The following is an 18,120-nucleotide window of genomic DNA, read 5'->3' as shown; positions in this document are numbered from 1 at the left end:
AAGCGATATTGGGATTAAACTGATAGAGAACATCAATGATCTTATTTATAAAAAACTTTAAGTGGATTTGGTCATGCCTATCATCCAACAACTCATTCAGCCGAATGTTGAGCAACCTGCTCAACATTCGAACGATAAACAGTGGAGCCTCAAACAGGTTCAGTTTTCTGCCGCAATGCAACTTTACGAGTCCCGATCTATTTATAAAAATATTAATAAGTTGGTCGCGTGGTTGAATGTGTCACTACAAGTTGGATTGCTGGTTATTCTTTTGCAACTCGATTTGAACTTTTTATGGCATATAGTAGTACTCGTCGCCGCTTTTGTTTTGGCTGACTTCGTGAACGGATTCGTGCATCTCTACATGGATCATAATGATCATTACGCATCCCTTGTTGGGCCCTTTATTGCGTCTTTTCATCTGCATCATGATATCCCGCGCTATGAGGATAAGCCGATATGGCGGATTTATATTGATGAATCAGGCTCAAAAATCTGGCTATTAGTTTTCTTAATCATTTGGCTGAGTCTATTTTTATTAGGCATCTTGCCGACGGTGTTTTTTGGTTTAGGAGTTTATTTTGCGATATGGTCATCGATTGCCGAGATATCCCATTATTTGTGCCATAACAGCGACTCAAAATCGGTTCGTTTTTTTCAATCGTGCTGGATACTTTTGCCTAAAAAACATCATATGCGGCATCATCGTTTAGATAATGTGAATTATGCTTTTTTGAACGGTATGACAGATCCGTTGATTAACTGGATCGCGGCTTATTTTTATCATGGTTATCAAAAAACAACAGATCAGCATACCGCATTGTATATTAAAGCCAGACAAGCCAAAGGGCTGACTACGCGCTAGTGCAGTTATTCGAGTGTAATTGAGCCTATCCCTGAGATAGGCTCAATCATATAGTTTGGATCAATACTCCCAGAAAATTCTCTGTAACTCTTTAGTGTCACTGGTCTTAGTCAGTGCTAAAGAAGTGAGTAAGCGTGCTTTTTGGGGGTTGAAGTCGTGTGCAACTACCCAGTCATATTTGTCGTCAGGTTGTTCAGCATTGCGTAATACAAAACCATCAGGCACACGGGATGAACGTACAATCAATATCCCTTGGCTGCGTAATTTTTTAAGTGTATCAACCAAGTATCCTGCAACTGAGCCATTTCCAGTGCCTGCATGAATAATGGCTTTTGCGCCTGCATTGGCTGCTGCATGATAAGGCGCTGCGATCATTGAGTCGGAGCCATAAACAATTTGTACAAGGGGCAGTGCATCACCCTTGATGTCATCAATATTAAATTCAGACTGTCCAGTATGGCGTTTAACAGGCTGTCTAAACCAATAGCTTTTCCCTTCGACAACCATACCCAGTGCACCCCATTGACTTGCAAATGCATTGGTACGGATATTGATTCTTTTGCTGACATCGCGACCGGATTGGATCTCATCATTCATCGCAACTAAAACACCTTTTCCAGCAGATTCTTTATTCGCAGCGACAACGACAGCATCGTAAAGATTGAGGGCACCATCTGCAGATAAAGCGGTACTGGGTCGCATGGAGCCAACAACAACGATTGGTTTGTCTGTGTGCACGACAAGATTTAAGAAGAATGCTGTTTCTTCTAAAGTATCTGTACCATGTGTGACTACAATACCGTTGACATCATCACGTTTGACCAGAGCTGAGACTTGACGTGCAAGACTCAGAAGTTCTTTGTCAGTAAAGCTTTCAGAAGCCATTTGAAAGGCCTGTACACCTTCAATGTCTGCAATATCCTTCATTTGAGGCACGGCATTGATTAGGTCATCAACGGGAACTTTGGCGGCTTGATAGGTGGCGCTGTTGGTTGCCGATGCGCCAGCACCCGCAATTGTTCCCCCTGTAGCAACCAAGACTACATGTGGTTTTGCCCATGCGCTAAAGCTCGTTAAGCCGAGCATGAGTGTTAAGGGCAGTGCGCGAAGCCATGTTGGGTTGGTTGACTTAAAAATCATAAAGACTCCATCTTTAAAGGTGCGATAGTTCGTATGTGTATAGTCTGTTTCATTAACCATTTGGTTTATACAGTATGCAATATTAACGCCATTCATGATGTACTGCTGAAGATAAAATAAGCAGAACAATTAATACTGTTTTCCCTCGGGGAGGTGTTGCCTTTCTTCAGGGTTTCCTCTACAACTAAGAAGGTAGGTTATCGTTATTGAGATGATAAAAGGAGTTTCTATGTCTACTGAGCATTTTTCGATTACGAGCGAATCATATGTCATTTTGTGGAGTCCACATCGGAAGCAGTTTCATATTGAAACCGTAGATGATCGGCTTCGGCGCAACCGACGTATTTTTAAATTAGGTAAACCTGAAGGGGACTTTATCGCTTTGGACTATGCTAATAGTTATGCTGAAGCAGTGGAAAAGCAAAAGGGATTTGAAGTACAACGAACATCTAATCTTTCAGATCAAACGGGTTGAGTCTCTTATTCGACATCACTCACTGGTTACGCTATCTTTAATTTAGACCAAATAATCATATTGGAAATGAGTATTTGGTCTAAATCACATCAGGAAAATAGCCAAAAAACTGCCTTGTGAAAGCAATTCACGGTACAATCTTGCCCATCTTAATGCCGCCCAAATGCTTGGGTCACAAGTCTTAAATAAAAGTCTTGCGCAAAATCTGAGGAGAGTTGTGTGGAAACGCTAAATATTGAACGAGAAATCCTGGACGAAGCAGTCGAAAATTTGCATACCATTCGGGATTTCATTCGCTTTGGTGTAACCGCACTACGCGCATATGAGGTGCATTTAGGACAAGGCACTGAGGATTTTTTTGCTGAGAGTTCAGCACTTGTATTACAGACATTATCCTTAGATTGGTCGGCAGATGAGCAGATTCTCGATAGTCGCTTATTGCCGTCAGAGAAAAAGCAAATTGTTGATTTACTGGCGAAACGGATCAATGATCGTATTCCATTGGGCTATTTGCTGAACGTTTCTTATTTTTGTAATCAGCCATATTATGTAGATGAGCGTGTGTTAATTCCACGTTCACCGATTGCAGAGTTGATTCAAAATCGCTTTGCCCCAGTATTAACCGATGGTTTAGGGGGCGCTGTAGATGGCGTAAATCGTTTGCCTCCTGTAGTCGATGCAGCTTTTATTCCTGAACGAATTTTGGATCTCTGTACTGGTTCAGGCTGTATTGCAATCGCTTGTGCTTATGCGTTTGAGGATGCTCAAGTAGATGGCGCTGATTTATCTCGTGATGCGTTAGAAGTTGCTTCAATTAATGTTGAGCACCACAATAAAGATAATCAAGTCTCGCTGATTCAATCCAATCTTTTTGAAAAAATCCCTGCCCAGCAGCAATACGATCTCATTGTGTCTAATCCTCCTTATGTTGATGCTTCTGACATGGCTGATTTACCACAAGAGTTCTTACATGAGCCTGAAATGGCTCTGGCTGCAGGACGTGATGGATTGGATTTGGTGAAACATATTTTGGTCAAAGCTCCAGAGTATCTCTCTTCACGAGGCTTACTTGTTGTTGAAGTGGGTAATAGTGAGTGGGCACTACGTCAATTATTCCCTAAAGTACCATTCCACTGGCTGCATTTCACACAAGGCGGCACAGGTGTTTTTGCATTGACGGCAAGTGAGTGTCGCCAATACCACGCACAATTTATAGCGGCTTTGGCATTGTCTGAGTAATCATCGCAAGTTTTTTTAGTTTAGATGATGAACCGTAAAGTAATTGAATTTAAAAAATTAATGTAGCAGGTAGATGTATGGCTGGTAATACCATTGGACAGTTATTTCGAGTAACGACGTGCGGAGAGTCGCATGGTGTTGGCTTAATGGCCATCGTAGATGGCGTTCCACCAAACTTAAGCTTGACTGAAGCAGATTTACAGATTGACTTAGATCGTCGTAAGCCGGGTACATCAAGCTTTGCAACACAGCGCAAAGAAGAAGACTTGGTCAAGATTATTTCTGGTGTTTTTGAGGGTAAAACCACAGGAACGCCTATCGGCTTATATATCGCTAATACCGATCAAAAATCTAAAGATTACGGCAATATTGCCGAAACTTTTCGCCCGGGCCATGCTGACTATACCTACACCATGAAATATGGTTTTCGTGATTATCGCGGTGGAGGGCGCTCTAGCGCACGTGAAACAGCAATGCGCGTCGCGGCAGGTAGCATTGCAAAAAAATATCTTGCTGAGAAATTTGGCATCTTGATTCGAGGCCATGTGACTCAGATTGGTAACGAAGTTGCCAAGCAACTTGATTGGTCTATCGTTAATCAAAACCCCTTTTTCTGTGGTGATGCTGAGGCAATTCCTCGTTTTGAAGCATTAGTCACCGAACTTCGTCGTCAGGGCACCAGCTGTGGCGCACGTTTGGAGGTTATCGCAGAAAATGTACCTGTGGGTTGGGGTGAGCCTGTCTTTGATCGTCTAGATGCGGATATAGCTCATGCCATGATGAGCATCAATGCGGTAAAAGGTGTTGAAATTGGCGATGGATTTGCTGTCGCAGGCCAGTTTGGGCATGAAACCCGTGATGAGATGACTCCTGATGGCTTTACCGCAAACCATGCCGGTGGTGTATTAGGCGGTATTTCTAGCGGACAAAATATTCGTGTTTCTATTGCTTTAAAACCAACAGCAAGCATCACGACTGCTGGCCGTAGTGTAAATTTGGCTGGAGAGGCTATCGAAGTGGTCACCAAGGGTCGTCATGACCCATGTGTCGGTGTTCGTGCGACACCGATCGCAGAGGCGATGTTGGCAATAACTTTGATGGATCACTTCTTGCGTCATCGTGCACAAAATGCTGATGTGGTCCCGCCGATGGACGCGATTGCAAAAGGTGTTGATTAGCGCTTTCTGATTGGGGGGTGTTGTAATAGGCTATGGGGAAGCGGGTTACTAAAAATAATGAAATATAGTCAGACGGTTGTCCAATGAATGCGTTTAGCCCCATATTCGCATTTTTTCCAATACTCATTGCGTTATTGACAGCATCTACGCTGCTTAAACATTGCAACCTGCAATTGGGTCGTTCTAGTCGATTCTCATCTATTGATGGGCTTCGAGGTTATTTGGCGCTCTTCGTTTTTCTGCATCACAGCACGATTTGGTATTTATACTTGAAAGATGGGCGCTGGCAAGCTCCACCATCCCTGTTATATACCAATTTTGGACAGATAGGCGTTGCCTTATTTTTTGTTATTACGGGTTTTTTATTTTCGTTTAAATTGATTGATGCCATAAAGAAAAAGAAATCAATTGATTGGACGCAGTTGTTTGTTTCACGAGTGCTACGTTTAGTCCCGCTGTATTTTTTTGTGATGTTAGTTTTAGTGCTTATTATTTTGGTGTTGACAAATTTTAGCTTGATTACCAGCTTTTCTGTGTTTGTTAATCGTGTCATGTACTGGCTAGGGTTCACAATTTTTGGTCATCCGGATATTAATGGCGTACAGAGTACTTGGGTCATTATGGCGGGTGTAGCATGGTCGTTACCTTACGAGTGGTTTTATTATTTTTCCTTGCCACTCCTTGGTTTCTTGATTGGTATACGTGTTCCTGTGCTTTATGTGTTATTGAGTCTAGGCACTTTTTATTTATTCTATATCCTTCCATTTGAAATAGTTCATCTTTATTATTTCGGTGTGGGTATTGTTTCCGCTGTCTTTGTTGGCAATCGATACCTGACCATTTTAGCTAAACATAGGTTTGCAGATTATTTTTTAACGATGTTGCTTCTAAGCACTTTTTTCTTACTGGATAAACAGAATATTAATATTATATTGATAATTCTATTTATTTTCTTCCTAGCCATTACCAATGGAAATAGTTTATTTGGAATTCTGACTCATAAGCTATCTATTTTTCTGGGTGAAATGAGTTATAGCCTCTATTTATTGCACGGCATAATTTTCTTTATCGTATTTAAGTTCTTGCTGGGCTTTAGGTACGCATCTTCTTTTCCCCCAATCATGTATTGGGGGGTGGTTTCTATCTGTGCTTTAATTCTTGTTGTTTGTTCATTTGTCACTTATACATGGATAGAGGCGCCAGCAATGCAGCGAGTCAAGTATTTTTCAAACCTGCTTCGATCAAGGATCCCGCTAAAGGGCTATATGAAGCGCCTGAAACCACATTAAAAACCTTACAAATATAATTAAGAGCATGAAGGGACATACTCGTATGCGGCAAGCATCTCAGATTAATATCCCTATAAAAGCGCGTTTATCCGGCTTCTATTTTTTCTACTTTGCGGTGGTAGGCGCATTTATGCCTTACTGGAGTTTATATCTTGAAGGGCGGGGATTTAATAAGGAGCAGATCGGTTGGCTTGCGGCGATCACAGTCATCTCACGAATTATTGCACCCAGTGTGTGGGGATATTGTGCGGATCGCTCGGGACTCCGTATGCGGTGGGTACGCCTCGGTATTGTGGCTGAACTGATTGCATGGGTCGCGATTCTATTTATTCCTCATACGATGCTCTGGTTAATCCTTGTTCTATTTTTTTATAGTTTTTTTCAAAATGCGATTTTAGCGCAATACGAAGCAGTGACTTTATTTTATCTAGGAGAGCAGAGGGATCAATATGGAATCATTCGCTTATGGGGATCATTGGGTTTTATTGCAGCAGTAGTAGGTTTAGGGTGGTGGTTTAAATGGCATTTGATCACGACATTGCCAATCGTGATGATTATATTGGCCATTATTGCGGTTATCAATGCATGGATAATTGCAGAACCGCCTCAGACTGCGCCCAAGACAATGCGTCCTTCTTCGTTGATTCCAGCACTTAAAAAGCCCATTATTTGGGGCTTCTTTGTCATTCATTTTCTGCTGCTATTGTCGCATGCACCTTTTTATAGTTTTTATTCAAATTACTTAAAAGCTTATGGTTACAGCACTTCAACGATTGGGTTGCTGTGGTCCGTAGGAGTCTTTGCTGAAGTATTGATGTTTACCCAGAGTGCGAAGTTACTTGCATATTTAAATGGGCGAACTGCGATTGCAATCTGCTTAACGCTGACTGCTTTGCGCTGGACTTTAGTCGCTGCATTTCCAATATTTTTGTCCATCCAAGTGCTAGCTCAATCGATTCATGCTTTTAGTTTTGCTTTATTTCAATCGATTGCAATGCGATTAATTTTTAGTGAGTTTAAGGCGGATCAACAGGGGCGAGCACAGGCACTTTATAGTATGCTCTGGGGGCTGGGTGTTGCCATTGGCTCTATTTTGGCAGGGCAAGTTTGGGATCGATTTGGTGGACAATGGGTTTTTGCAATTGCATCTGCGATTGTGCTTTGTGGTCTGCTTGGAATTCGTAATATTCCGAAAAAAATGCTGTGATGACAAAACAATACACACATGTCACCAACAAAATCTACTTGACGCCGATAGGGTCTACACTGCACTCTTGATCTAAGAGAAATCGTATTCCATCCACCTGAAAATTTATTGCGATGCCACAAGATATGCGACCTTATTCATCTGTACAACCTCTTCTTGCTCAGTCCGTATTGTTTGGTCACTCTGTACAGGGACTTAAGCTTGGTTTTATGCATGCGCTATTGTTTAGTGGAGTATTATTCAGCTCTGCTGTTTATGCTGCAGACAAAGCACCAGTAGCAATGCCCACAACAACCAATCTAAATGATATGGCAGTTTCGCCAAAGCCCCAGCGTCCAACAGTGAAAAATAATATTGAGTTGGTTAGCCGTCCGCTCATTGCAGGTTTATGGGCAATGACCATTCCACAGGTTTCCTGTGTGGAATATTATAACTTCAGAGAAGATGGTCTCTTCGTGGTTAAAAGTGCTGAAGAGTGGAGTCTAGGTAAGTATGTTTATCAGCTTCCCGATGCCGAGGCAATGGCCACAACGCTGCCATTGTTAACCATGGCTATTCAGTATGATAGTAATGTTCCTGATTGTTCAGGCAACAACGTCGATCAAAGTGGTGAAGTACAGCGCCAATATGTAAAATGGGTGGATTCTGCGCACATCAAATTTTGTGCAACAGAAGATGGTCAACAATGTGAGCTTGGCCTACGCAAGATATTGCCTTGATGCATCTTGCGTGAGCTACGCCATGTTTTTTATTATTTAGTTAGAATTAGACGATTATTACGCGTAAGACGTAAGCGATATTCTTCTCCTTCATGCAGGATACGTATTTCGCGGCCTAGTGCAAAAAGGTTATTGGATTGTAATACAGGCAGCGCAGATTGGCTTGGACCTAAAAATCGAAACGGTGCGTTCATGATAGATATCCTGCAAAGTAGAGAGTACTGTTAAGAAGTGAAACTCACTTCGATTCAGTAATGATAATTATTATCATTTGATAAGACAAGAGGTTTTCTTGTAAATCTTAATATTCTTTTAAAAAGATGGTCTAAAAATAAAATTATATAAAACACTTGCATACTAAGATTAAGCGAAATCTAAATAAAAAAATCCCTGCATAGTGCAGGGATTTTTTATTATCGACGGGTTAAATATGTTGCTTCATCTCATTAAAGTCAAAATTTTATTTTATGGTTTTTCAACGATAGCAACTACGCCCTGACCACCAGCAGCACAGATTGAAATCAGTGCACGACCTTTACCATTTTGGTTCAGGATCTTAGCGGCAGTAGCAAGGATACGCCCACCAGTAGCCGCAAATGGGTGACCTGCAGCCAGTGATGAACCGTTCACATTTAATTTGCTACGGTCGATTGAGCCCAGTGGCTTGCTTAAACCTAAACGTTCTTTACAGAATGTTGGATCTTCCCAAGCTTTCAACGTTGCGAGTACTTGCGATGCAAATGCTTCATGGATTTCGTAGAAATCGAAGTCTTGCAGTGTGATTCCCGCACGAGCCAACATGCGCGGTACTGCGTAAGCAGGTGCCATGAGCAAGCCTTCTTTAGGGCCTTCTTTACCGATGAAATCAACAGCTGCAGTTTCGGAGAAGGTCAAATAAGCCAAAACTTCATGGCCATTTGCTTTTGCCCACTCTTCAGAAGCGAGCAATACAACAGACGCGCCATCGGTCAATGGTGTTGAATTACCAGCAGTCATTGTTGCGCTTTCGCCTTTACCGAATACTGGTTTAAGCGTTGCAAGTTTTTCAACTGTACTACCAGGACGCAAGTTGTTATCACGGGTAAGTGTGAGGAATGGAGTGATCAAATCATCAAAGAAACCACGGTCATATGCAGCAGCCATGTTTTTGTGACTTGCAGCAGTCAATTCATCTTGCGCTTCGCGGGTGATACCCCACTCAAGAGCAGTAATCGCAGCATGATCACCCATAGATAAGCCAGTACGTGGCTCACCATTTTTAGGAGCATCAAGCAGCTTTTTGAAATCTAATTTTTTCAGTGCTTTAACATAATCAGAATTCTTTTTAGCATTGTTTGCTTCAAGCATTGCTTTACGTAAGCCGTCACCGAAGGAAATTGGTGCATCAGAAGTCGTGTCAACACCACCAGCGATACCGACATCGATTTGACCCAATGCAATCTTGTTGGCAACGGTGAATGCAGATTGTAGGCCTGTGCCACATGCTTGTTGTAAATCAGTCGCTGGTGTTTGAGCAGAAAGAGTAGTGCTCAATACACATTCACGGGTCATGTTGAAATCACGGCTGTGCTTTAATACGGCACCAGCAACAACTTCACCTAAGCGTTTACCTTGAAGGTTGAAGCGTTCAATCAGACCATTCAGTGCAGCAGTCAGCATGTCGCTATTTGATGCGTTAAAATATGCACCGTTCGAACGCGCGAAAGGAATACGATTACCGCCTAAAATGGCGACGCGGCGAACAGCAGGGGTATTGCTCATAGCAGGTTCCTTGGGTTTTACAGAGCTAGTTTTCACTGCGCCAGCAGATGTTGTGCTCGCAGCAGTTGCAGCTTTTGGAGCTGCAGGTTTACGGGGTAAGGGTTTCTTTGGTGCGGTTGCAGAAGCTGCTTCAGTCGGCGTCGTGGCCGCGGCAGCTGCTTTCGGCGCTGCTGGTTTGCGAACTGCAGGCTTTGCTGGAGTTTTTGGGGCTGCAGTCGTTTCTTTGGTCACTGTTGTTGCGCTGTTTTCTGTTTGAGGCGCTGTCGCTTTCGTTGCGGCAGTCGTCTTAGGAGGTTGACTCATGGTTCACTCCGGTACATTTTAAAAAAGGATTGTAATATCTCAAAAAGTGACTAACTTTAACATAATCTCATCTAGATGAATTGGCTGGATTGCCAAACACTTCTTTCAAGATAGCAACTGTAGTGAGCGTATAGTTTTGCTAGCATTGCATGAGTAATCATCGTGCTGACGCAAAATAATAGTCTACTACCAACTGCATTGGTCAATTCTAGCGACTAATTTGTTGCAGTGGCGTTGTTTTGAACATGTTTTCAGCATTATTTTGGTGTTTTTTTGACAAAAAACGCTATTTTTATGTCTGATAAATTGCTTATTGACGCTAATTACAATACTGTTTCGCCTGTTGAAATTGCTTTCCTACAGCCATGCATGTGTTTTGCAGTTTTCCTGATGTGCTTAGACGTATTCATTCAGTGAGTTGTTTAACGCTCAATAAAATATTGTGGAATGTATGGCGTATGATGTGCTGACTTCATCCTTATTATTAACCCGCTTTTTATTTTACGCCTTGATCGAGAGCTGCTATGAGTGACCACTATCAATCTTTTGCAAATTCCGCATTGGGTCAAATCCTTGTTAAAAATCTTGGCTTACCATCACCATTGGTTTTAGATCGTTTTGATGCCTCTAAACCGTTGATCAATGGTGCGGTACTGTTTGGTGCGGCACCCGGCTCAACATTGTCAGGTGCAATCAGCGATACGCTTGCCAGCATTCATGCAGATACCTATGCCGGTAATAATGCAGAATTGCAACAAGCTGCAGCAAAATCAGGTTTGAATGTACGTGCCTTCAACAGCGGCGATAAAGAAGCCCGTTTTAAAGCGTTCATTTTCGATGCTTCAGGCATCAAGAGCTCTGATGAGCTTGTTGAACTATTTAATTTCTTTGGTCCAATCGCACGTCAATTGCTCCCATCAGGTCGAGTAGTTGTTGTTGGTCGCACTCCATCAGATACCGCAACTACCAAAGAAGCGACTGCACAGCGCGCGCTTGAAGGTTTTGTTAAATCAGTTGGTAAAGAATTCAAAAAAGGTGTAGCTGCACAGCTCGTTTATGTTGGAAAAGGTGCTGAAGCAAATCTTGAATCGACATTACGTTTCTTCTTGTCTGCAAAATCAGCGTATGTTTCAGGCCAGGTTGCCCGTGTGACTAAAGGCAAAGTCATTCAAGTTAACTGGGCGAAGCCTTTAACAGGCAAAACAGCACTGGTAACCGGTGCAAGCCGTGGTATCGGTGAAGCGATTGCACGTACGTTAGCACGTGATGGCGCACATGTAATCTGCCTAGACGTACCACAACAAGAAGCCGACCTACAGCGTGTGGCTGGTGAGATCGGTGGTAGTGTATTGACTGAAGATATCACTGCACCTGATGCTGGTGAGAAAATTGCTGCATTCGCACAAAACCGCGGTGGCTTAGATGTTCTTGTGCACAACGCTGGCGTAACACGTGACAAAATGCTGGCCAATATGAAAGATTCGCAATGGAATTTAGTGTTGAACATCAATCTATCAAGCGAAGAGCGCATCAATGACTACTTGCTTGAAAGTAAAGCATTCAATGATAACGCACGCATCATTTGTGTTTCATCAATCAGTGGTATCGCAGGTAACTTGGGTCAAACCAACTACGGCGCATCCAAAGCTGGTGTGATCGGTTTAGTGCAATCTGTTGCGCCAACCCTTAAAAGTGGGATTACGATCAATGCGGTAGCACCTGGTTTTATTGAAACAGCCATGACTGCAGCGATTCCTCTGCAGATCCGTGAAGCAGGCCGTCGCATGAACTCAATGGCGCAAGGTGGACAGCCTGTAGATGTGGCAGAAGCGATCGCTTGGTTCGCAAATCCTGCATCTGGCGGTTTGAATGGTAACGTTGTCCGTGTATGTGGTCAGAGCTTGCTCGGTGCATAATTGGTTATTTCCATAGACTTGATTGTTTTAAATAATTCAAGTCAATAACTATCGAGACGCCGTGCTTTTTTGAAAAAATGTGCGGCGTTTTTTTAGTTATATGAAGATGATCTATTATTCGATTATTTTGAAGATTTCTCAGTAGTTTTACTTTTAACATTCACATCATAAACGAGCATTATTATGCCAAATCGTACTTTTGAAAGCATTCCAAACCCGATCGGTTTATTCGCTAAAGTTGCGCTCAGTACAATTAAAAAGAATCCATATAAGACGCTGCCAGAAGCAGAATACACGGTCACGAAACTGAAGATTGATCGTGAACATTTGAATGCATATAACAAGATTTGTGGCTATCCAAATTTAGAAACCTTGCCACCGTTATATCTCGGCATTCGTGCAATGACCTTGCAATTAGCGCTCATGGTTAATGAGGCATTCCCATTCCCAATTCTCGGTATTGTGCATATCCGTAATACGGTAGAGCAATTCAAACCGGTCAGTGTGAATGACACGATTCAATTGTCTACACGTTTTGGCGAAATTACTCCGCATGAGAAGGGCAAGCTATTTACTTTTATTTCAACAGCTAAAGTAAACAACGAAGTAGTATGGGAAAGTGTTGCATACTATTTAGCACGCGGTAAATCGGATGTAGTCGTAGACAAGAGCAAGCCTAAAGAGGCGCGTCTGACCCAGAAGGCCGGTGATATCAATGTGGACTTTGATTTACCTGAAGACTTAGGTCGTCGTTATGCCAAAGTTAGTGGTGACTTCAACTTCATTCACATCCATAAATTTACAGCCCAAGCATTTGGCTTTAAACGTGCCATTGCTCATGGTATGTGGACTAAGGCTCGCTCAGTTGCGGCTTTGGGTGAGTTGCCACCTGCTTATTTCCTGGATGTACAGTTCAAGCTGCCAGTCTTCTTGCCAGGAAAAGTTCATTTGCATGCTCAGAAAAAAGCGAAAGTGACCACATTTGAATTGACTGATGCTAAAGATGGAAAACCGCATTTGGTTGGTACATTGACTGCACGCTAAGTACTGCTTATTCAGAGTAAAATATAAAAAAACCGCTGATATGATCAGCGGTTTTTTTTACGATGATTTTGCAATCATTGCTTAGTGGTGATGACCACCTGCACCGTGTGCATGACCATGTTCCAGTTCTTCTGCAGATGCCGCACGAATGCCGACAACTTCAACATCAAATGTCAGTGCTTGACCAGCCAAGGGATGGTTTGCATCAACGATAACGAGTTCTGGTGTAACGTCTTTTACGGTCACGACTTGAACGCCATCATCGGTTTGTGCTTGGAATTGCATACCAACTTGAATGTCATCTACGCCCTGAAACATGTTGCGTGGAACTTCTTGTACCAATTCTGCTTGGTAATCGCCATAGCCGAGTTCTGGCTCAACAGTTACTTTGAATTTGTCACCAACAGTCTTACCTGCCAGTTCGTTCTCTAAACCAGGAACGATGTTATGTGCGCCATGCAGGTAAACCAGTGGCTCGCCTTCTGACTTGTCGAGTACATCACCAGCGGCGTTTGTAAGTGTATAGTGAAACGTCACTACGGAGTCATTTTGAATGGTGGACATGCAAGTCAATCCAAGCTGAGAAATAGAAGCGCATATAATAACTGGTTTTGATTAAAATCTCTTTACTTGCCAATAAAAAAGCTACAGTTCTACTGAAAAAAGTCTAAAAGTGCGCATCTTAAGGATTAAATGTAGCCCTTTAACCCATTATTCTTTTTATAAAATGATGCCCTTCAGCAGAAGGGCATCATATATGTAGTTAATATAGTTTTAATCACTTCAAAAACAAGCGATACCCAACATTGTCAGTAATATCACTATACGGATAACCAATCGCGTCTAGGATCTGAGTCAGTTGCTCTGGTGTACGAGTACCAGTCTGCAAGCCGACCAATACACGTCCATCGGCAGCGCCATGATTGCGATAATGGAATAATGAAATATTCAGATCCTGCCCAAGTTTTTCCAAGAAGGAGAGGAAAGCATTGGGACGCTCTGGAAATTCAAATCGGAACAGGCGTTCATCAGACAATCCCGCATGACCGCCGATAAGATGACGGATATGCAGTTTTGCAATTTCATCATCAGACAAATCATCCACAGTATAGGATTTGTTGGTCAAAATATCGTTAATCTCTTGGCGTTCGACAACACCATTTTTAAGGCCGATACCCACAAAGACTTGGGCTAGGGCATTACCGTTATAACGATAGTTGAACTCTGTAATTGACCGACCCTGTAGGGTGCGACAGAACTCAAGGAATGCGCCAATCGTTTCTGGAATGCTTACGGCAAATATAGCCTCGCGGCCTTCACCGAGTTCAGTGCGCTCAGAGATATAACGCAAGCGATCAAAATTCATATTGGCGCCACAAACTATGGCCGCCATATTTTTGTTGGTAATTCCATGTTGCTCAATGAATTTCTTCATTCCGGCAACGGCCAAAGCTCCAGCGGGCTCAACAATGCTTCGGTTTTCCTCAAACACATCTTTGATTGCTGCACAGATTTCATCAGTGCTACATGTAACAACATCGGGTTCAACTACTGGACCTGAACCATCGGATTTAGGCAGTCGTACGACATCAAACGGGAGCTCTCCAATTTGAGCCACAGCCACGCCATCGGCAAATAAACCCACCAAAGGTAAGGTTCCGCGCTCACCTGTATCCAGTGCAAGTTTTAAACAAGCTGATTCATTAGACTCAACAGCAATGACTTTGACATGTGGAGCGACTTCACCTAGATAAGCTGCAATACCTGCGATAAGTCCGCCACCACCGACGGCCACAAATACATAGTCTAGATTGCGATATTGGCGAAGCATTTCCATCGCAATGGTGCCTTGACCTGCAATAACGAGTTCATCGTCGTATGGGGGGATGTAGACGCGATTATCCTGCTCAGCACGAAGAAGTGCATAGCGATAGGCAACGTCAAAGCTATCTCCATGCAGGATGACATTGCCACCTAAGCGTTTAACAGCGCTAACTTTAATGTCGGGTGTGGTCTGAGGCATGACGATCAATGTATCAATGCCAAGCTTTTGGCCTGAGAATGCGACACCCTGAGCATGATTTCCTGCAGATGCGGTAATGACACCGCGAGCGCGCTCAGCCGGACTGAGTTGACTAATTCGGTTGTAGGCACCGCGAAGCTTAAAAGAAAAAACTGGCTGCAGATCTTCGCGCTTCAGTAGAATATTATTATTGAAGCGAGCAGAAAGTCGTGGTGCAGCGTCGAGCGGTGATTCAATTGCAACGTCATATACGGTTGCTTGGAGGATGCGTCTTACCCAGTGTGCCAGCATGTCAAACCTGTTTCGAATTAAATCAGTCAATCGAGTATTGTAATCTGATTTTGCAGTAGATGTGCTAAGGTTAGTACGTTAAATTGCAAAGGATTTGGTAATGGTATTTGTTTCGGAAGTGACCCTTGAGGCAAATGGGATCAAGCTTATCCCTTTAGGTGTCGAGCATGAAAGTGCCCTGCGCGCAGCAGCGGCCGATGGTGAGTTATGGAATATCCGTGTGACTTCCGTGCCCGAACCAGACCAAACACTTGCTTATATAGAGTCAGCTTTAGCACAAAGACAAGAGGGCAAGCGATTTGCTTTTGTGGTAACTGATGTGTCGAGTGGTCAGGTATTAGGAACAACCAGTTATCATGATATTCTTCCAGAAATCCGACGTATTGAGATCGGATATACGTGGTATGCCAAATCTACTCAACGTACTCATGTGAATACCACATGTAAACTTCTGTTGATGACGCATGCTTTCGAAAATTTAAATTGCAATGTCATTGGTTGGCGTACTGATCAATATAATTACGCTTCACAGCGAGCAATTGAACGATTAGGTGCAAAACGTGATGGCGTGATTCGGGGACATGCACTGCGCCGAGATGGGACCATTCGCGATACAGTGATGTATAGCGTGACTCAAGGAGAGTGGCGGGAAGTGAAGGCGCACTTAGAGTATTTGTTAAAAAGGTATCGTTAAATAAGAATTCCTTTTTAAATGATTGTTTTCAGTAGAGCAACAAGAGCACGACGGGTAAAAAGCTCACTTCATTTGAGGTGAGCCATCTTGTGACTATTGTTGATTCTGCCGATTGAAAATGCGGACTTCAGAAACAATTAATTCCGATGAACATCTCACTAATGCACCTTCACTTCATCTTTCTGAGCCAATGCAATCCCTTCGCGTCTCGGATCTGCTCCAGCAACCCAACCCTCATTAGTCCGCCAGATAATTGCCAGACCACTGGTCATATCACCTTCTTTTACGATATGGCCTGCTTTTACCAATGATTGTTTAAAGGCATCATCAAAGCGACCTTGCTCCAGTTCCGTGCTATCACCACGGCGAAGAACATGTGGTGTATCCAGCGTTTGTTGCACCGTTTTCCCACCCAATAAATCTAGAGTGGCCTGCGCAACATAGCCGATGATCTGACTACCACCGGGTGAACCCAATACGCCCTGAACTTGAGTACCTTGAGCATTCAACAATAGAGTCGGCGCCATGCTGGAACGGGGTCGCTTACCGCCTTGTACACGATTCGCCACTGGAATGCCTTTATTGGTTGGCGCAAATGAAAAGTCAGTGAGTTCATTATTAAGGAAGAATCCCCCTTCTTTCACCCAAATATTGGAACCAAAAGCACTCTCAATAGACATGGTCATACTGGCTGCGCGACCTTTGGAATCTACAACGCTGATATGACTCGTATTCGGTGCATCAACGCCCTCCAAGGATGGTTGGCGGCTACCTAAGCCAGCGGTTACTTGATTCAGATGTTCTCCAGTAGCAAGCATTGATCGTTTTTGCAGATAATTAGCGTCTAATAACTGAGTGGAGGGAACCTTTTCAAAAGCTGGATCTGCAATGTATTCATCACGATCGGCAAAAGCGAGACGAGATGCATTGGTGAGGTAAGTGACTGCGGAAATCGGGTCTTTAGGCAGTTCTCCGTGCAGCAAACTGAGTATTTGAATAACGGTGATACCACCAGAAGATGACGGAGGAGCACTACAGACCTGGTATGTCGTAATTACTTTACATACAGCGTTACTTGTAACAATCTTATATTGATTAAAATCTTGGGGAGTAAGGTCGCTTCCTTGAGTGTTAGCAGCGGTAAGAATTGCTGTACGCAATTTACCTTGATAAAAATACTCAGGTCCTTTTTGGCTAATACCTTGTAAAGTTTGGGCATATGCAGGATTTTTATAGAGCGTTCCAACAGCAAGCGGTTGCTCGTTTGGATAAAAAACTGAGGCTGCATTGGATTGCCGTAGGCTAGGGTCAACGTTCAGTAGTAAATGAAGTCTATTGGTTACATGAAACCCATTTTGGGCAGCTAGGATCGCAGGCTTGAGTGTGGTTTGCCATTTTACTTGACCATACTGTTTAGAAATCTGTTGCATCAATCGAACCATGCCAGGGGTGCCGACAGAAAGTCCATTGGTTACAGCTTGGCGGAAAGGTAAGGGAGCGCCGTTGCTATCTAAAAAGCGATTTTCTTTAGCGGATCTTGGCGCTGTCTCTCGTCCATCAAGCGCGATGGTTTTATGCCCATCAAAATACACAAGATACCCACCGCCGCCGAGACCTGAAGATTGGGGCTCGACTAATCCCAGCATCCAAGCCGCAGCCATTGCACCATCTGCAGCACTGCCACCTTGATTGAGCACAGTCTGGCAGGCTTGTGTTGCAAGCGGGTGAGCTGTGACACATGCCCCCTTAGTCGTCGTGATGGATTGTGCCGATTTTAGGCCACTACTGGCTTCAGGTGGTGGAGCATCATTGCTGTAGGCTTGGCTGGTGTGGTAGACAAAAAATAAGGGAAGTACGAAAAGAAATTTTCTCATAGAGGTTAGTCTTAAGCACAGGGATTGCTTAAGATTAACTGAAGATGTATTGCGGATGCGAGTACTGACTTGTATAGAGACATTTCTACTACAAGTCAGTGA

16 protein-coding genes are annotated in these 18,120 nt (G+C 43.2%); 10 read left to right on the top strand and 6 right to left on the bottom strand.

Annotation, left to right across the window (positions count from 1 at the left end):
• The first annotated feature begins 73 nt into the window (after positions 1-73).
• The gene (locus ACLHG7_RS00385) at positions 74-865 is read left to right on the top strand and encodes a fatty acid desaturase CarF family protein (RefSeq protein WP_410209118.1); all 792 of its coding nucleotides are present in this window, start codon (positions 74-76) and stop codon (positions 863-865) included.
• A gap of 60 nt (positions 866-925) precedes the next feature.
• Here ACLHG7_RS00385 and ACLHG7_RS00380 read toward each other — a convergent pair whose 3' ends face one another.
• Positions 926-1,951 (bottom strand): type II asparaginase, encoded by a 1,026-nt coding sequence (locus ACLHG7_RS00380; protein ID WP_410209343.1) that lies wholly within the window; start codon positions 1,949-1,951, stop codon positions 926-928.
• Between the two features lie 283 nt (positions 1,952-2,234).
• On the opposite strand from ACLHG7_RS00380, the gene ACLHG7_RS00375 reads away from it, so the two are divergent.
• From ACLHG7_RS00375 to ACLHG7_RS00350, 6 genes are all read left to right on the top strand, one after another.
• A complete protein-coding gene (locus tag ACLHG7_RS00375) occupies positions 2,235-2,480 on the top strand; it encodes a hypothetical protein (protein ID WP_410209117.1) in 246 nt (81 codons plus the stop codon).
• A 219-nt stretch (positions 2,481-2,699) separates the two neighbouring features.
• The gene (prmB, locus tag ACLHG7_RS00370) at positions 2,700-3,719 is read left to right on the top strand and encodes a 50S ribosomal protein L3 N(5)-glutamine methyltransferase (RefSeq protein WP_410209116.1); all 1,020 of its coding nucleotides are present in this window, start codon (positions 2,700-2,702) and stop codon (positions 3,717-3,719) included.
• Positions 3,720-3,796: 77 nt separating this feature from the next.
• Entirely contained in the window at positions 3,797-4,897 is a 1,101-nt protein-coding gene (gene aroC / locus ACLHG7_RS00365; protein WP_410209115.1) for a chorismate synthase, read from the top strand.
• A gap of 83 nt (positions 4,898-4,980) precedes the next feature.
• A complete protein-coding gene (locus tag ACLHG7_RS00360; RefSeq protein WP_410209114.1) occupies positions 4,981-6,186 on the top strand; it encodes an acyltransferase family protein in 1,206 nt (401 codons plus the stop codon).
• Between the two features lie 43 nt (positions 6,187-6,229).
• A complete protein-coding gene (locus tag ACLHG7_RS00355) occupies positions 6,230-7,393 on the top strand; it encodes an MFS transporter (RefSeq protein WP_410209113.1) in 1,164 nt (387 codons plus the stop codon).
• 125 nt (positions 7,394-7,518) lie between these two features.
• Complete coding sequence (locus ACLHG7_RS00350) at positions 7,519-8,112, top strand: hypothetical protein (protein WP_410209112.1); 594 nt, start codon at positions 7,519-7,521, stop codon at positions 8,110-8,112.
• Positions 8,113-8,144: 32 nt separating this feature from the next.
• On the opposite strand, the gene hemP is transcribed toward ACLHG7_RS00350, so the two are convergent.
• Positions 8,145-8,306: a hemin uptake protein HemP gene (gene hemP, locus ACLHG7_RS00345; protein WP_114898965.1), complete on the bottom strand. Its 162-nt coding sequence runs from the start codon at positions 8,304-8,306 to the stop codon at positions 8,145-8,147.
• Between the two features lie 271 nt (positions 8,307-8,577).
• Complete coding sequence (locus tag ACLHG7_RS00340) at positions 8,578-10,176, bottom strand: acetyl-CoA C-acetyltransferase (RefSeq protein ID WP_410209111.1); 1,599 nt, start codon at positions 10,174-10,176, stop codon at positions 8,578-8,580.
• A gap of 524 nt (positions 10,177-10,700) precedes the next feature.
• Here ACLHG7_RS00340 and ACLHG7_RS00335 point away from each other — a divergent pair.
• Positions 10,701-12,092 carry a 3-oxoacyl-ACP reductase gene (locus tag ACLHG7_RS00335; RefSeq protein WP_410209110.1) on the top strand — a complete coding sequence of 464 codons (1,392 nt, stop codon included), beginning with the start codon at positions 10,701-10,703 and terminating at the stop codon, positions 12,090-12,092.
• 183 nt (positions 12,093-12,275) lie between these two features.
• Positions 12,276-13,136 (top strand): MaoC family dehydratase, encoded by an 861-nt coding sequence (locus ACLHG7_RS00330; protein ID WP_410209109.1) that lies wholly within the window; start codon positions 12,276-12,278, stop codon positions 13,134-13,136.
• Positions 13,137-13,217: 81 nt separating this feature from the next.
• Here ACLHG7_RS00330 and ACLHG7_RS00325 read toward each other — a convergent pair whose 3' ends face one another.
• Positions 13,218-13,700 carry a peptidylprolyl isomerase gene (locus tag ACLHG7_RS00325; protein ID WP_410209108.1) on the bottom strand — a complete coding sequence of 161 codons (483 nt, stop codon included), beginning with the start codon at positions 13,698-13,700 and terminating at the stop codon, positions 13,218-13,220.
• Positions 13,701-13,914: 214 nt separating this feature from the next.
• Positions 13,915-15,450 carry a threonine ammonia-lyase, biosynthetic gene (gene ilvA, locus ACLHG7_RS00320; protein WP_410209107.1) on the bottom strand — a complete coding sequence of 512 codons (1,536 nt, stop codon included), beginning with the start codon at positions 15,448-15,450 and terminating at the stop codon, positions 13,915-13,917.
• Between the two features lie 100 nt (positions 15,451-15,550).
• On the opposite strand from ilvA, the gene ACLHG7_RS00315 reads away from it, so the two are divergent.
• On the top strand, positions 15,551-16,144 hold the full coding sequence (locus tag ACLHG7_RS00315) for a GNAT family N-acetyltransferase (RefSeq protein WP_410209106.1): 594 nt from the start codon (positions 15,551-15,553) through the stop codon (positions 16,142-16,144).
• A gap of 158 nt (positions 16,145-16,302) precedes the next feature.
• On the opposite strand, the gene ACLHG7_RS00310 is transcribed toward ACLHG7_RS00315, so the two are convergent.
• Entirely contained in the window at positions 16,303-18,018 is a 1,716-nt protein-coding gene (locus ACLHG7_RS00310; RefSeq protein WP_410209105.1) for a gamma-glutamyltransferase family protein, read from the bottom strand.
• Positions 18,019-18,120: the final 102 nt, after the last annotated feature.

Source organism: Aquirhabdus sp., assembly GCF_046462495.1.
In the GTDB taxonomy this organism is placed as follows: domain Bacteria; phylum Pseudomonadota; class Gammaproteobacteria; order Pseudomonadales; family Moraxellaceae; genus Aquirhabdus.
This window is presented reverse-complemented; position numbering and strand designations above follow the sequence as displayed.

Coding starts and splice junctions, on each gene's coding strand:
- ACLHG7_RS00355 (WP_410209113.1), top strand. CDS start 6,230: ATGCGGCAAGCATCTCAGATTAATATCCCTATAAAAGCGCGTTTATCC.
- ACLHG7_RS00325 (WP_410209108.1), bottom strand. CDS start 13,700: ATGTCCACCATTCAAAATGACTCCGTAGTGACGTTTCACTATACACTT.
- ACLHG7_RS00335 (WP_410209110.1), top strand. CDS start 10,701: ATGAGTGACCACTATCAATCTTTTGCAAATTCCGCATTGGGTCAAATC.
- ACLHG7_RS00350 (WP_410209112.1), top strand. CDS start 7,519: ATGCGACCTTATTCATCTGTACAACCTCTTCTTGCTCAGTCCGTATTG.
- ACLHG7_RS00315 (WP_410209106.1), top strand. CDS start 15,551: ATGGTATTTGTTTCGGAAGTGACCCTTGAGGCAAATGGGATCAAGCTT.
- ACLHG7_RS00385 (WP_410209118.1), top strand. CDS start 74: ATGCCTATCATCCAACAACTCATTCAGCCGAATGTTGAGCAACCTGCT.
- ilvA (WP_410209107.1), bottom strand. CDS start 15,450: ATGCTGGCACACTGGGTAAGACGCATCCTCCAAGCAACCGTATATGAC.
- hemP (WP_114898965.1), bottom strand. CDS start 8,306: ATGAACGCACCGTTTCGATTTTTAGGTCCAAGCCAATCTGCGCTGCCT.
- ACLHG7_RS00360 (WP_410209114.1), top strand. CDS start 4,981: ATGAATGCGTTTAGCCCCATATTCGCATTTTTTCCAATACTCATTGCG.
- ACLHG7_RS00380 (WP_410209343.1), bottom strand. CDS start 1,951: ATGCTCGGCTTAACGAGCTTTAGCGCATGGGCAAAACCACATGTAGTC.
- ACLHG7_RS00375 (WP_410209117.1), top strand. CDS start 2,235: ATGTCTACTGAGCATTTTTCGATTACGAGCGAATCATATGTCATTTTG.
- ACLHG7_RS00310 (WP_410209105.1), bottom strand. CDS start 18,018: ATGAGAAAATTTCTTTTCGTACTTCCCTTATTTTTTGTCTACCACACC.
- aroC (WP_410209115.1), top strand. CDS start 3,797: ATGGCTGGTAATACCATTGGACAGTTATTTCGAGTAACGACGTGCGGA.
- ACLHG7_RS00340 (WP_410209111.1), bottom strand. CDS start 10,176: ATGAGTCAACCTCCTAAGACGACTGCCGCAACGAAAGCGACAGCGCCT.
- ACLHG7_RS00330 (WP_410209109.1), top strand. CDS start 12,276: ATGCCAAATCGTACTTTTGAAAGCATTCCAAACCCGATCGGTTTATTC.